Annotated in this window: 12 protein-coding genes and 1 pseudogene; 5 read left to right on the forward strand and 8 right to left on the reverse strand. The window is 67.6% G+C overall.

Annotated elements, in window-relative coordinates; genetic code table 11:
* Both FVA80_RS08455 and FVA80_RS08460 read left to right on the forward strand, forming a co-directional pair.
* Positions 1–1,608: an IS66 family transposase gene (locus FVA80_RS08455; RefSeq protein WP_147910971.1), complete on the forward strand. Its 1,608-nt coding sequence runs from the start codon at positions 1–3 to the stop codon at positions 1,606–1,608.
* Entirely contained in the window at positions 1,566–1,835 is a 270-nt protein-coding gene (locus tag FVA80_RS08460; protein ID WP_246692321.1) for a hypothetical protein, read from the forward strand. Before FVA80_RS08455 ends, FVA80_RS08460 begins: the two co-directional genes overlap by 43 nt.
* A gap of 300 nt (positions 1,836–2,135) precedes the next feature.
* Here FVA80_RS08460 and FVA80_RS08465 read toward each other — a convergent pair whose 3' ends face one another.
* The 3 genes from FVA80_RS08465 to FVA80_RS08475 form a co-directional block, all read right to left on the reverse strand.
* Positions 2,136–2,372: a hypothetical protein gene (locus FVA80_RS08465; RefSeq protein ID WP_147910961.1), complete on the reverse strand. Its 237-nt coding sequence runs from the start codon at positions 2,370–2,372 to the stop codon at positions 2,136–2,138.
* Between the two features lie 78 nt (positions 2,373–2,450).
* On the reverse strand, positions 2,451–2,594 hold the full coding sequence (locus tag FVA80_RS08470; protein WP_147910960.1) for a transposase: 144 nt from the start codon (positions 2,592–2,594) through the stop codon (positions 2,451–2,453).
* A 232-nt stretch (positions 2,595–2,826) separates the two neighbouring features.
* On the reverse strand, positions 2,827–3,096 hold the full coding sequence (locus tag FVA80_RS08475) for a hypothetical protein (protein WP_147910959.1): 270 nt from the start codon (positions 3,094–3,096) through the stop codon (positions 2,827–2,829).
* A 258-nt stretch (positions 3,097–3,354) separates the two neighbouring features.
* On the opposite strand from FVA80_RS08475, the gene FVA80_RS08480 reads away from it, so the two are divergent.
* Complete coding sequence (locus FVA80_RS08480) at positions 3,355–3,576, forward strand: hypothetical protein (protein ID WP_147910958.1); 222 nt, start codon at positions 3,355–3,357, stop codon at positions 3,574–3,576.
* 730 nt (positions 3,577–4,306) lie between these two features.
* Here FVA80_RS08480 and FVA80_RS08490 read toward each other — a convergent pair.
* Positions 4,307–5,379 (reverse strand): annotated as a pseudogene (locus tag FVA80_RS08490) (IS630 family transposase).
* Between the two features lie 936 nt (positions 5,380–6,315).
* Positions 6,316–8,460: a malate synthase G gene (locus FVA80_RS08495; protein WP_147910235.1), complete on the reverse strand. Its 2,145-nt coding sequence runs from the start codon at positions 8,458–8,460 to the stop codon at positions 6,316–6,318.
* A 155-nt stretch (positions 8,461–8,615) separates the two neighbouring features.
* Between FVA80_RS08495 and FVA80_RS08500 the strand changes: the two genes are divergently transcribed.
* Positions 8,616–9,515 carry a LysR family transcriptional regulator gene (locus FVA80_RS08500; RefSeq protein WP_147910220.1) on the forward strand — a complete coding sequence of 300 codons (900 nt, stop codon included), beginning with the start codon at positions 8,616–8,618 and terminating at the stop codon, positions 9,513–9,515.
* Positions 9,516–9,726: 211 nt separating this feature from the next.
* Here the strand turns inward: FVA80_RS08500 and FVA80_RS08505 are convergent, their stop codons facing one another.
* Positions 9,727–10,515: a class II aldolase/adducin family protein gene (locus FVA80_RS08505; protein ID WP_147910221.1), complete on the reverse strand. Its 789-nt coding sequence runs from the start codon at positions 10,513–10,515 to the stop codon at positions 9,727–9,729.
* Positions 10,516–11,516: 1,001 nt separating this feature from the next.
* Positions 11,517–12,296: an SDR family oxidoreductase gene (locus FVA80_RS08510; RefSeq protein ID WP_147910222.1), complete on the reverse strand. Its 780-nt coding sequence runs from the start codon at positions 12,294–12,296 to the stop codon at positions 11,517–11,519.
* Between the two features lie 171 nt (positions 12,297–12,467).
* Between FVA80_RS08510 and FVA80_RS08515 the strand changes: the two genes are divergently transcribed.
* Positions 12,468–13,193 (forward strand): hypothetical protein, encoded by a 726-nt coding sequence (locus tag FVA80_RS08515; protein WP_147910223.1) that lies wholly within the window; start codon positions 12,468–12,470, stop codon positions 13,191–13,193.
* Positions 13,194–13,235: 42 nt separating this feature from the next.
* Here FVA80_RS08515 and FVA80_RS30395 read toward each other — a convergent pair whose 3' ends face one another.
* Positions 13,236–13,373 carry a hypothetical protein gene (locus FVA80_RS30395; RefSeq protein WP_187193624.1) on the reverse strand — a complete coding sequence of 46 codons (138 nt, stop codon included), beginning with the start codon at positions 13,371–13,373 and terminating at the stop codon, positions 13,236–13,238.
* Positions 13,374–13,763 lie beyond the last annotated feature (390 nt).

The raw sequence follows: 13,763 nt of genomic DNA on the forward strand, positions 1-13,763 counted from the left end.
ATGATCCTCAGCGAGCGCCAGGCCAGGATCGAGGCACAGACTGCAGCGTCCCACGCCGTCGCCGAAGCGCTGAAGGCAAAGGCCGCGGCGTCCTCCACCGAAGCGATGATCGCCCACCTCAAGCTGATGATCCAGAAGCTCAGGCGCGAGCTCTACGGCCAGCGATCGGAGCGCACGGCGCGGCTCATCGACCAAATGGAACTGCAGCTTGAGGAGCTGGAGGCCAAGGCTACGGAGGACGAACTCTCGGCAGAGGCTGCGGCGCTGCAGGCCTCGTTGCCGGCTCCGGCGCTACGCCGCCGTCCATCACGCAAGGCGTTCCCGGAACATCTTCCGCGCGAGCGGGTCGTGATCGCAGCGCCTTCGTCGTGCCCGTGCTGCGGCTCCATGAAGCTGTCGAAGCTCGGCGAGGACGTCACCGAGACCCTGGAGGTGATCCCACGCCAGTGGAAGGTGATCCAGACGGTCCGGGAGAAGTTCACCTGCCGCGCGTGCGAGGCCATCTCGCAACCGCCGGCGCCCTTCCATGTGACCCCACGCGGCTTCGTCGGGCCGAACCTGCTGGCCATGGTGCTGTTTGAGAAGTTCGGTCAACATCAACCACTGAACCGCCAAAGCGAGCGCTACGGCCGCGAAGGCATCGAACTCTCCGTCTCGACGCTCGCCGACCAGGTTGGCGCGGCAACGGCAGCGCTGGCGCCGTTGCATGAGCGGATCGCCAGGCACGTGATGACGGCCGAAAGGCTGCACGCCGACGACACCACAGTGCCGATCCTGGCCAAAGGCAAAACCGATACGGGCCGGATCTGGACCTATGTCCGCGACGACAGGCCCTTTGGCGGCGCCGATCCGCCGGCGGCGCTCTACTTCGCCTCGCGCGACCGGCGGCACGAGCATCCGGACGCGCACCTCGCGGCATGGTCCGGCATCCTCCAGGCCGACGCCTATGGCGGCTACAACGGGCTCTATGATCCCGCGCGTCCGAGCGGACGGGTCACGTCGGCGCTGTGTTGGTCCCATGCCCGTCGCGGCTTCTTCGAACTCGCCGACATCGCCGCGAGCGCGCGGCGTAGCCCTGGCGCCGCGCCTGTGTCACCGATCGCCCTGGAGGCGGTTACGCGCATCGACGTGCTCTTCGCCATCGAGCGCGAGATCAACGGTCTGAGCGCCGACGCGCGTCGCCAGGTCCGACAGGAGCGGAGCCGCCCGCTCGTCGAGGACCTGCGCACCTGGCTTGGTGAGCAGCGCATCAGGCTCTCGCGCTCGGCGACCGTCGCCAAGCCGATCGACTATATGCTCAGGCGCTGGGACAGGTTTACCTCATTCCTCGACGACGGGCGGGTTTGCCTCACGAATAATGCCGCCGAGCGGGCGCTCAGAGGTTTTGCCCTCGGTCGAAAAGCATGGCTGTTTGCAGGCTCCAGCCGCGGCGCCGAGCGTGCCGCCGCAATAGTGACGCTGATCCAGACGGCAAGGCTTAACGATGTCGACCCACAGGTCTGGCTCGCCGACGTGCTGGCCCGCATCGCCGGGCATCCGATCCATCGACTCGACGACCTGCTGCCGTGGAACTGGTCCCCGCCGTCGACCACGGCAATCGCAGCCTGACGATGCACATCAACAAGGTCCATGCCGTCAGGACCTTGGCGCTCGTCGCAAGGGAGCTCGGCGAAGATGCGGACTGGCTCGCCGATATCGCTACCGATCTGGAGCCCGAAGACGGGCTGATCTGGGTCTACGATCCGCAGTACCCTGACGGAACCATGGCCTTCTCAGACTTTGGTATCGAAAGTCTCCGTAACCTCATCGAAGTCCACCGCAGCGCGCCGAAATAGGACCCCCGCGGCCCACGCCGGATGAATACGCCTCCGCGTAATCTTCGATGAGTAAGGCTTTGGCTGACGTCGCTCAGTTTCCGGGGCTTCGTGCGAGTCGAGCCCTGTCCGACCCATCTGTTCGGCCAGTTCTGCGCACCAACCAACTGGCAGATCGACTCCGCGCATCCGCGCCCGCGCCTCGACGGAAGCCGGCAGCCGCTGCTAAAGCTCCGGCGCCAACTGCTGTGCGTCAGAAGAGAACCCGGGGTTCCGAGGCGCGGCCAAGGCGGCTTCTCGGGGGAATCCAATCGTCGTTCACTACCCGCCGCCCTGTTGTCCGCGCCCGAATTTGCGCGCCAACGCTTCCTGCCAGCCGATCGGCGGGTCGATGATCCCGCGGAGCCGCGCTGCCTCTTTGACGTTGCGCAGAATGACGTCCCATTCGGCTTCGCTGGCCTGGGCAGGCGGTGCAAACCCCATCGCGTGCGCGATGGCCTCGGCCGATCGCCGCCACTCCGCTGGGAGGAACGGAAGGCTTTCGTTGTCGTCTGTCATGTGAGGCGATCCACCATTGCCCTTGCTCGAACGGCGAACCCTACAGAGGGCTTCGATCCTCGGCATATAGCCTCGGCTTCATTTCTTCACGGCTGCTTCGCGAGCGACATCCGAGGCCGACACGCCCGGCTCGAACGAGGCAACCACAAGCCGCTCTTTCACCGCCCGCGTCCAGCTTCGCCGCCGCTTCGACCTCACCAGTTCGATGCCCGACCGCGTCATGCTCAAAGTCCTAGGATTACTCCTATGACCTCAACCCGACCCGACCATCACACAAGGCGGTCCTCACCGGACGCGTACCCCCTTGATGGCGTACTCGCCGGCTCGGCCCCGTCGCCCGATCTGATCACGGGCCGGCGGGGGAGGTCGTCTATCTCACCGGCGTCTGCATAGGCTGCCGGGACTGGATGATATCCGGCCGAGCTACGATAGGTGCTACCGGCAGGCCATGCGGTCAGAAGCGGGTCTGCCGGATCTTGGTTGAAAGCTGCTCGGCGCGCCTCTTGTGGCTGCCACGTTTTGCTTCCTGCCGCGCCACATCCAGGACACGACGACGACCCTGGTTGTCCTCGATCTTTGACCAGAGGCGCACGAGGGCGAGAAGGTCGTCCCCTTCGTCGACAGACCGCTCGTCTATGAACTCGGCGACCGGCGCATCGAGTGCGCGAGCAACCCGTTCCAGGATAGAGGCGTGGTCGGCGAGACTGGGATCAAGCGTGTCCATAATCGCGCAACACGCCATCGATCGGTCAGATCGCGCATGAATTCAAGATACCGTGAAGCACCTTTGCTCGGCCCTTCCCATTGAGTCCATCCCGGAATTGGGGCGCTTCGTACCCACCCTGAGGCGCAAATCCAGAACTGGGCATGAGCAGCAACAACCGATCATGGTTGTAGTTCATTTAATGCAACTCATGAGCGAGTCTGTTAACTAACTGTTAACTTTGCCTTCACATCATAAGTGAGTTTTGAGGGTAGGGCTATGGATACAGATCGCGCGTCTGCTGACTTCATGAGGATTGATAGAGCGATCGTGCTGGATCGTGCCGTTCTTCAGGCAATCGATCTACGGGAAACTATCTTCGATATTGATGATGGCGATTTGACAGTGATGATTGATGTTTTGTTGCTCTACCTGGGACAGATGACAGCAAATTGCGTTCAGCAGTCAAAAATTAGAACAAATATGTCCGATGCGGCGTGACAGAAGTTTATTTTCTAGTACTTGGTTGCGAATAGATTTTAACTAATCGTTTTTGATTTTGCTGATGCGCAGATCTGTATAGTCTTCTTTGGCCGGCTTGAGCTTGTGATCTGATCACGGATGGCGGGGTGCGTAGGCTATCTCTTCGCGAGAACGCCGACTATGAGGCTCCATATCGTTCGATCAATTCCTGGCGTCCTGATGCGGTGATTTCGTACTCGGCGCTGTCTTCTGCCGGCCGCGCTCGACCAGTGCCCACTACCAATCCCAGCGTTTCAAGGCGCCGCATGTAGACGTTGATCTGATAGAACCGCGGTCCGGTCGCCGCGAGGGTTCGGAGCCGAGAGAGACTGCTGGGCGCGAGCTTATGCATCGCCGGAGAGTGTACCTATAGGCGGCTGTTGCGTCAGTCCTTGCTACCGCAAATCCACAGTGCCTTCCGCAATCGCACGCCGGGCCCTCACCATTCTCTTCGGGAAAAATGACCTCTGCAGCTTTACGATGCGGCGGGCTCGATGCACTTCTGAACCAATCGAGCGGCACGTAGCTGCGCGGTCCGCTCGCCCAGCACCTGTTTCTCGGCGTCGAGATCTTGGTTGACCTGATCTGCGTGTTCTCGGCGAACTGCGTCTCTGGCGGTGAACGAGCTGAGATGACCTCGGGCACGGGGATGCAATTTGGACATGGTGTGCAGTACCTCGTCAGCTCGACCGTGAGCTAGTGCACTGACTCAGACGGATGGTTCAGGGGCTCGATTGAGGGCGTCGAAGATGGCGGCGGCGGGCTTGGTCCAGACGAAGGGTCGTGGGCTTTGGTTGTGCTCACCGATGTAGCGTTTGATGGCGGCCTGCAGGTCGACGATGCCGGTGAAGGTGCCTCGCCGGAGGCGACGGCGCGTCAGCGTGGAGAAGAAGCCCTCGACGGCATTGAGCCAGGAAGCCGAAGTCGGTGTGACGTGGAACGTCCATCGCGGGTGGCGGGTGAGCCAGGCGCGCACCTTCGGGTGCTTGTGGCTGCCGTAGTTGTCGAGCACCACGTGGATCGCCTTGCCCGCTGGGACTGCCGCCTCGACGGTGTTGAGGAAACGGATGACCTCACCGTGGCGATGGCGCTGCATGCAGCGGCCGAGCACGGTGCCTTCCAGGACGTCGAGGGCGGCAAACAAGGTCGTGGTGCCGTGGCGGGTGTCGTCGTGCGTCTGAGCAGCGGGATGCCCGGGTCCGAGCGGCTGGTCGGGACGGGTTCGCTCCAGGGCCTGGATCTGGGACTTTTCGTCGATGGACAGCACGACGGCGTGGGCGGGCGGTTGCATATAGAGACCGACCACATCCTCGACTTTCTCGGCGAAGGCCGGGTCGTGGGAGCGCTTGAAGGTCCGCACCCGATGCGGTTGCAGGCGGTGCTCCTGCCAGATCCGCTGCATGGAGCGAAGTGAGATGCCGGTCCGCGCAGCGACGGCGCGGCCGGTCCAGTGCGTGACCTCGTCCGGCAGTTCCGAACACGTCAGCGCCAGCACCTTCGCCACTGTGCGGGTGGAATGCGGCGGGGTGCCGGGTGGGCGGGTCTTGTCCCGCAGCAGGCCCTCAACACCCTCCTCGGCAAAGCGCTGCTGCCAGCGCCAGACCGCGGGCCGGCTGTGACGCCGGCCTGCCGAGCCACGTCCCGCACGCTCAAGCGTTCGAACGAGAGCAGGACGATGCGTGCCCGCAGGATGTGCTTAAGGGGGCGGGATCGGTCTCCGGCGATCGTGGACAAAGTCAACTTGGTGGCGTCGTCGAGGAGCACGCAGACGGCCTGAGCCATCGCCCAGACACGCATGCATCCCCCCCCCCGTGTGAATCCTCTGACCGCGTCAGTGCACTACGAGGCTGAGGAGCGCGGTGGCGAGTGCCAACATCCAGACTGTCGAGCCTTGTTCGTTAGGCGGGTCAGACGGATCTGGGTTTAAGGGGGTAGGAGACATAGGCGGGCTGCAGCCTCAAGCGAGCGCTCAATCACTGCCACAACGACGAGGCGCCAAACGCTGTTGCAAGAAACGTAGCAGCCGGACCGCAAACGCCTCGCGGCATCAGCACGCAGGTCGAACGGGGCCAAGCGGCTGAAGCTCAGGGTGGGGTTGGATGGGCTCCCATGATGGCGGCCGCCAGCAACGTCCGAAACCCCTTCACCTGTGGCTGAGACCGATCCGCCATCGTGGAAGCTGGAGAGGCGCTCACGAGGGCTGCGAGGTCGAGGCTGTGGCCGCTGACGAAGCGATAAGGCCAAGCCGCTGAGTCTCGCATTTAGATATAGCGAGGGGAAGATTACCGCGGCCGAGGCTGAGGTACTGTCTGGACTTATTGACGGCTGCCACTCCTCGGTCGGTGGACAGAAATGCGGACAGAGCCTGAACCCAACGGCAACAGCTGACGCGAGCTTGACACTTTCGCCCCCAAATCGCGCAGGAAGCCCCAGGAGGCCCGGCGTTGACTTCCGGACACTACACACGTGGATGTCTCGATGGAACGGAGCCGCCGCTGGGCCGCCTCTGGCCGCCTTCCCCCCCGGGTCTAGCCTCCAGTTCACTCTGGCCGATCCGCGCGCGTCGGGCCATCCGAGCGCGTGGCCTCGTCCGTCTGGGAGGCGCCCGCCCCTGCGCTACCGGTCAGAACCGATGCGGATCCCGGTGACGGTTCGCGACGCGCAAGCGTCGCTGAGACCCGGCCGAGGCTCCTCCGCGCAAGCCCGGGACGGCGCGCGTCACGCGCCCCGGCGCTTCGCCGCCCGGCGGTAGCGGTGCAGGACGAACTCGGTGTAGCCGTTCGGCTGGGCCGCACCCTCGAAAATCAGGGCCTCCGCGGCTTGGAAGGCCGGCCCGTCGAAATCCGGTCCCATCGGCCGGTAGGACGGATCGCCGGCGTTCTGGCGGTCGACGATACCGGACATCCGGCGCAGGGCCTCGGCGACCTGCACGCGGTCCACGATCCCGTGCCGGAGCCAGTTGGCGATGTGCTGGCTGGAGATGCGCAGGGTGGCGCGGTCCTCCATCAGCCCGACATCGTGGATGTCGGGCACCTTCGAGCAGCCGACGCCCTGGTCGATCCAGCGGACCACGTAGCCGAGGATGCCCTGGCAGTTGTTGTCAAGCTCCTCCCGGACGGCCTCGGGCGGGAACGGCTCCGTGGCCAGCGGCAGGGTCAGCATGGCGGCGCGGGTCGCGGGCGCCCGGCCGCGGAGTTCCGCCTGGCGGGCGCGCACCTCGGTCCGGTGGTAGTGGAGCGCGTGGAGCGTGGCCGCCGTCGGGGACGGGACCCAGGCGGTGTTTGCGCCAGCCTCCGGCTGGTCGCCCTTCGCGGCCAGCATCGCCGCCATCCGGTCGGGGGCGGCCCACATGCCCTTGCCGATCTGGGCGTGGTCCGGCAGCCCGCAGGCCAGCCCGGCATCCACGTTGCCGTCCTCATAGGCCCGGATCCAGGCGGTGGCCTTCATGGCGTCCTTGCGGACCACGGGGCCGGCCTCCATCGTGGTGTGGATCTCGTCGCCGGTCCGGTCGAGGAAGCCGGTGTTGATGAAGAACAGGCGGTCGGCCGCGGCGGCGATCGAGGCCCGGAGGTTCGCGCTGGTGCGCCGCTCCTCGTCCATCACGCCGATCTTCAGGGTCCGCGGCGCCAGCCCCAGCAGCGTCTCGACCTGGCCGAAAAGCTCCGCCGCGAACGCCACTTCGTCGGGCCCGTGCAGCTTCGGCTTGACCATGTAGACCGAGCCTGCCCGACTGTTGCGGAGCGGGCCGGTGCCCTTGAGATCGTGGAGCGCGATCAGCGCGGTAATCGCCGCGTCCAGCATCGTCTCGGGGATCTCGGCGCCGTCCAGCTTCACGGAGTCCGTGACCATGTGATGCCCGACATGGCGCACCAGCATCAGCGACCGGCCCGGCAGGCTCAGGCCGCCGCCGTCGGGGGCCGTGTAGGTCCGGTCCTCGGCAAGCCGCCGCGCGATGGTGTGGCCGCCCTTGGGCAGATGCGCGACGAGGTCGCCGCGCATCAGGCCGAGCCAGCTCCGGTACACCGCGACCTTGTCGGCGGTGTCCACGGCGGCAACCGAATCCTCCATGTCCATGATGGTCGAGAGGGCGGATTCGAGCACCACGTCGGCGATGCCGGCCGGATCGGTGCGGCCGATCGGGCTGGTCCGGTCGAGCCGGATCTCGATGTGCAGCCCGTGATGGCGCAGCAGAATGGCGTCAGGCGCCTGCGCGGCACCGGTATAGCCCGCCAGCGCGGCCTCGTCCGCCAGCCCAGCCGTCCGGCCGCCGAGATCCACCGCGAGGCGTCCCGCCGTCACCGCGAAGCCGGTGGCCTCGGCCCAGGCGCCGGCGGTCAGCGGCGCGGCGGCGTCCAGGAACGCCCTGGTCCGGGCGACCACGGCCGCCCCGCGGGCCGGGTTGAAGCCCTGGCCCGGGGCGAGGTCGCCGTCCCGCGGGATCGCGTCGGTGCCGTAGAGCGCGTCGTAGAGGCTGCCCCAGCGGGCGTTGGCGGCATTGAGGGCGTAGCGCGCGTTCGAGATCGGTACCACGAGCTGCGGGCCGGCGATCCCAGCGATCTCCGCATCCACGTCCGCGGTGGTGACCCGCACGGCTTCCGGCTCCGGCTGCAGGTAGCCGATCTGCGCCAGGAACGCCGCGTAGGCCGCCGGATCGTGCGGCTGGCCCCTTCGGTCGCGATGCCAGGTATCGATGTCGGCCTGGAGCGCGTCGCGCCGGTCGAGGAGCGCCCGGTTGCGCGGCGCGAGATCCCGGAGGATCGCCGCGAAGCCCGACCAGAACCGGTCCGCGTCCACGCCCGTCCCGGGCAGCGCCTCCTCGGACACGAAGCGGCGGAGGTCTTCGGCGACGACGAGGCCCGACATGGCGATCCCCTGGACTGGCGCGCGCATGTCAGAAAAACTTGAGCGGCGCGTGAAGAATCTTTGACGCCCCAGCGATAGGACCCTTGGCTCCGGCGAAAAAGGCGCCAAAAGGGATTTGATTCTTTCCGCGGCGTTGAGAATGCGGATCCCACCCGATGCACGACCACAGCGACCTGGAGATCTTCGCCCGGGTGGTCCGGGCCGGCAGCCTCACCCAGGCCGGGGCCGAACTCGGCCTGTCGGTGGCGGTGGTCTCGAAGCGCCTGAAGCGGCTGGAGGAGCGGCTGGCGGTGCGGCTGCTGCACCGGACCACCCGGCGGGTCGTCCCCACCGATGTCGGCCAGGAGTTCTTCCAGCGGATCGCCCCGATCGTCGATTCCATCGCGGAGGCCGAGACCCTGGTGTCGCAGCGGGCCTCACGGGCCCGGGGCACCCTGCGGGTGACGGCGCCGACCTCGTTCGGGCGGCTGCACATCGTCCCGCACCTGCGGGCCTTCTTCACGCTCCATCCCGAGATCGTCCTGAACCTGGAGCTGAGCGACGATTTCGAGCCCATCGTGGAGCGCGGCTACGATCTCGCGATCCGGGTCGGCGCCCTGGAGAGTTCCGGGCTGACCGCGTTGCGCCTCGCCCCGGTGCGGCGCGTGTTGTGCGCACGCCCGAGCTACCTCGACGCGGCCGGGCGCCCGGCCAGCCTCGACGACCTGCGCGGCCATGTCTGCCTCGCCACCGAGAACCAGAACCCGTGGCGGCTGGTCGGACCGAACGGGCCCTGCACGGTCGGCGCCGCCGGGCCGCTGCGCACCCATTCCAACGAGGTCGTGCGCGAGGCGGTGATCGGCGGGCTGGGCATCGCCCTGCGCTCCACCTGGGACGTGCACGCGGAATTGCGCAGCGGCCTGCTGGAGGTGGTGCTGCCGGCCTACACGGCTGCCGCGCAGGCCGGCATCTACGCGGTCTATCCGAGCCGGGCCTTCGTCCCAGCCAAGACCCGGGCGTTCCTCGATTTCCTGAAGCGCACCTACCGGTCGAGCGCTGCCTGGCCGGAGCCGTGAGGCGCCCTGCCCGGCTCACCGGCGGGTAAAGGATTTGGCGCAGGTCCCCTCTCCCGCACGGGGATGGGAACCTGCGCCCTCTGCGCCTACGGCATGATCACGGCTCCGGTGGAAACCGGTGTAACCCGTAGCCACAAGGGGCCGGAGAGCGCCGCCCGTGTTCCAGACGACAACGCCCCACGCCCCAAAACCTCCGCCATCCGTAGCCGGCTCACTGAGCGCAATCGGGATCGGTGCGGGCCAGCATCCGCTTGAACGCTGCCCACTCGTTGTCGGGCGCGCCCTGGACGGCGACGCGATCGTAGCCGGCTGCGTATTGCCCGGCGGTCTTGGCCGCGATGGCGGCGGAGGGCCGGGTGATCGGGGCCCCGGCCGCCTGGATGGCCAGCTGCGCCCGGCACGAGCGCTCCAGGTTGTGCATCAGCTTAAACGCCTCGCCGACCGAGCGGCCGCAGGTCAGCAGCCCGTGGTTGCGCAACACCATGACGGGCTTGTCGCCGAGGTCGGCCACCAGCCGCGCCCGCTCGTCGAGGTCGAGGGCGATGCCCTCGTAGGCGTGATAGGCGAGCCGGCCGGCGAACTGCATCGACCACTGGTTCAGGGCGAGCAGCCCCTCCTCCTGGCACGACACCGCGACGCCCGCGACCGTGTGGGTGTGCAGCACGCAGATCGCGTCGTGGCGCGCGGCGTGGATGGCGCTGTGGATCGTGAAGCCGGCGGGGTTGATGCCCAGCCCCATCGGATCCTCGAGCACGCGCCCGTCGATATCGACGGTGACGAGGTTGTGCGGCGTCACCTCCTCGAAGCGCATCCCGTAGGGGTTGATCAGGAACCGATGCCCCTCTCCCGGCAGCCGCGCCGAGATGTGGGTGTAGATGCTGTCGTCAAGGCCGAGCCGGTGGATCAGCCGGTAGGCCGCAGCCAGGTCGAAACGCATCGCCTCGACCGCGGCGGGGTCGGCTGCGGGGTCCGGGGCGCTCGAATGGGCGGCTTCGATCATGCGACGGCTCCTGGCTCGCTGGGCGGCATCGCCGACAGGGTGCACCAGGGGCCGGCGGCCGGCAATGCATCGGGGCCGATCGCTGGAGTCCTGGATCCGCACAAGGTCCGGGACCTTGTGCGGATCCAGGGCGGAGCCCGGGTGTGGGGCATAGCCCCATGATCAGGGGCTCCTTCCCCGAACCCCGCCAAAGGACTTGCCTTTTGGGAGCCCTTTACTCCGCGATTTTTTTATATTATTCCTATCTTGTGCTCATGGTCTTACCGCCTGCCGCGATATGTCGTGAGACGTCCCACAGCCGCCGGCCCGGTTAGCCGCCGGATCGGCGGCTGTGGGACGGGGCCCGCGTCTGCCGTCGGCTGCGGCAGCCTCGGGCGCGGGAACGCGACACCCCCCGACTCGGGCTGGGCGGCGGTCGGCGGAAAAAATTCCTCCGGTCGTTCAGAGGCCCGCGGCGACCCTGTCCTGGCGACCCTGGCCTGGGCGGTGCGGCGGTTCTGCAGCGCTCTCCACTACGAGTGGGCGTGCGACGAAGGCTCGCTCGGAAGTGCTGAGGGGCGATGAGCACCTCGGGTCGGATCTTAGCGCAGGCGCGTTCCCGCGTGACGAACACCAGACGTAAAAGACGGATGGGGTGGTGCGATCAGCCTATCGGCGGCGGCGCCACCTGTCCGCGGGACGCCGGGGAGCCGGCTTTGTGCAACGTTGCGTTCGGGCTTCGCGGCGTCCCGCGTCACCCCGGTTGCGCCTGGGTTTTTTAGGCCATGCCCCCGGCGGTGTTTTCCGCGCGGGGCCGATGCGGTGTGTCGAAAGCCGTCGAGCCCCGCACCGTCGCAGACCATCCCCCTCATCCTGAGGGACCGAAGCGGAGCGGAGGTCTCGAAGGAGGGCTCCGGGAATAGCGCGGTCGGCTTGAGGCTCCTTCGAAGCCCGCTGACGCGGGCGTCTCAGGATGAGGGAGAGATGACGGGATGGGTGGGATGGGCCGGCCGGACAGGCGTTCACAACGTCCCGGGATATGCTCCGCCGTCCATCAGCAAGTTCTGGCCGGTGATGAACCCGGCGTGGCGGCTGCACAGGAACGCGCAGGCGGCGCCGAACTCGTCCGGCTGGCCGAAGCGGCCCGCGGGGTTGTCGCGCGCCCGGGCTTCGAGGAACGCCTCCACGCTGGTGCCGGCCTTGGCGGCGCCGGCGGCGGCGTTGCTGCGGATCCGGTCGGTGTCGAACGGGCCGGGCAGGAGGTTGTTGATCGTCACGTTGTGCCGCACCGTCTGGCGGGCGAGGCCGGCCACGAAGCCGGTCAGCCCCGAGCGGGCGCCGTTGGACAGGCCGAGATGCGCGATCGGCGCCTTCACGGCCCCGGAGGTGATGTTCACGATCCGGCCGAACCTGCGCCCGATCATGCCGTCGACGGTAGCCTGGATGAGGGCGATCGGCGCCAGCATGTTGGCGTCGAGCGCCCGGATCCAGGCGTCGCGGTCCCAGTCGCGAAAATCCCCCGGGGGCGGGCCGCCGGCATTGTTGACCAGGATGTCGGGCTCCGGGCAGGCGGCGAGCGCGGCGGCCCGGCCGGCCTCGGTGGCGATGTCGCCCACCACCACGGTCACGGCGGCGCCGGTTTCCCGGCGGATGGCCTCGGCGGTCGCCTCCAGGGTCTCCGCGGTGCGGGCGGTGATCGTCACGGCGACGCCCTCGCGGGCGAGCGCCAGGGCGCAGCCCCGGCCGAGACCCTTGCTGGCCGCGCATACGAGCGCCCGGCGCCCGCTCAACCCGAGATCCATGGATGCCTCCGAGAACCGGTCCTCCCGGCGAGGACCTTTGCGGGATGGTAACGCGCGCCCGTTGCCGCCGGCACCCGGGGCGGGGCGTATGCGGGACCGGGCGTGCCGATCCGCCGAAAGACTTATCGAACCCGATGCAACCTGTGGGATTGGTCTCTCATGGAGGTGCCCATGATCGTGCTTCGGATTCCTTTGGCCGGGTTTGCGCTCTGGGCGCTCTCGGCCGGACTGGCCTGCGCGCAGCCGGACGTCACCGGGACCGGCGGAGGCCCGCTCTCGACCGAGAAAGTGCCGAACACCACCGCGGTGGGACAGACCAAACCGCCGAGCCGGGACGCCAGCCCGGCCGAGATCCGGCCGATCGCGCGCCGGACCCCGCGCCAGGTCGCGGACGACGCGATCAGCACCCGGATCTGCATCGGCTGCCGGCCCGATCCCGGCACCACCGGCTCCTTGGCCGAGCCCTTGCCCAGCGCCTCGCCTGCCTCCTTGCCCAACGCGTCGCCCGGATCCGGACCGGAGGCCGGCGTGCCGGCCAAACGCGACGTCCAGCTCGACGAACTCCGGACCCTGGCGCCGCCCAAGCAGCAAGCCGACCTCGACACTCTGCCGCTGGCCTCCGCGCAACGCGAGCAGGCGCGCTCGGCACAGGATAAGACCGATGGCCTCTGGCAATCGTGGCTGGTCTCGGTCTGCGACGGCTGCGGCGATCAGAAGCCGGCCCGGCATCTGAAGCTCGAGGATTGGCCGGACCGGGAGGCTGCGATGGCCCCAAGTGCGGCCGACCACGGCAGGACGCCGCCGACCCGGGTGCGGGCCGCCGCAACTCCGCCGCACCGGAGTCTGGCGGCCGACCTTTCGCCGGAGAACATCACCGGGATCCGACGCATGCCGTGAGCGGCCCCCTCCCCGCCCCGTCCCCGAAAAGTGAGGTGCGCGCTACCAGGTCCGCAGGTCGCGGCGCCCGCCCGCTTCCGGCACCTCGCCAAGGCACGGGGCTACGAACCCAGCCCAGAGCAGGGCGCCGACGCCGGTCAGCAGCGGGGCGGTGATACTGAGAACGAGACTGAGGGTCACGGTGGCCTGCTCGCTGGACAGCTTAGAATTGCCCGGATGCAGCAATCATCGCCGAAAAATATTGTTTTGCCCTTAAAATGAATGGTCGTTTTGAGGTGGATTCAGCATGTCGCCGGGATCGATACCCGTTGCGCACAGACTGGGCGGCCGGCGCCTCGCAGGAGCGCGCGGTCCCGTAAGGATAGGGAATCGTTCCGGGTCGGGGCGTCTGTTGGGCGGTCGGCCGCTTATAGCGGGAGCGGCGGGCGCATCGGCGACGACCGGGAGCCGGGGGTACCGGCGAGGCGGGCGAGCAAGGCTCCCCCTCCCGCCTCGCCGGTACTGGCCTGCGTGGGGGGTACGCAAGTCAGTAATCTACGCCTATCATTCCGGCTATGGAGTCGCCAATCA

The organism is Methylobacterium sp. WL1 (genome assembly GCF_008000895.1).
GTDB lineage: Bacteria > Pseudomonadota > Alphaproteobacteria > Rhizobiales > Beijerinckiaceae > Methylobacterium.

Bases quoted from the DNA above. Each gene is read 5' to 3' on its own strand.
- FVA80_RS08455 (WP_147910971.1), top strand. From the start codon at position 1: ATGATCCTCAGCGAGCGCCAGGCCAGGATCGAGGCACAGACTGCAGCG.
- FVA80_RS08465 (WP_147910961.1), bottom strand. From the start codon at position 2,372: ATGACAGACGACAACGAAAGCCTTCCGTTCCTCCCAGCGGAGTGGCGG.
- FVA80_RS08470 (WP_147910960.1), bottom strand. From the start codon at position 2,594: ATGACGCGGTCGGGCATCGAACTGGTGAGGTCGAAGCGGCGGCGAAGC.
- FVA80_RS08475 (WP_147910959.1), bottom strand. From the start codon at position 3,096: ATGGACACGCTTGATCCCAGTCTCGCCGACCACGCCTCTATCCTGGAA.
- FVA80_RS08480 (WP_147910958.1), top strand. From the start codon at position 3,355: ATGGATACAGATCGCGCGTCTGCTGACTTCATGAGGATTGATAGAGCG.
- FVA80_RS08495 (WP_147910235.1), bottom strand. From the start codon at position 8,460: ATGTCGGGCCTCGTCGTCGCCGAAGACCTCCGCCGCTTCGTGTCCGAG.
- FVA80_RS08500 (WP_147910220.1), top strand. From the start codon at position 8,616: ATGCACGACCACAGCGACCTGGAGATCTTCGCCCGGGTGGTCCGGGCC.
- FVA80_RS08505 (WP_147910221.1), bottom strand. From the start codon at position 10,515: ATGATCGAAGCCGCCCATTCGAGCGCCCCGGACCCCGCAGCCGACCCC.
- FVA80_RS08510 (WP_147910222.1), bottom strand. From the start codon at position 12,296: ATGGATCTCGGGTTGAGCGGGCGCCGGGCGCTCGTATGCGCGGCCAGC.
- FVA80_RS08515 (WP_147910223.1), top strand. From the start codon at position 12,468: ATGATCGTGCTTCGGATTCCTTTGGCCGGGTTTGCGCTCTGGGCGCTC.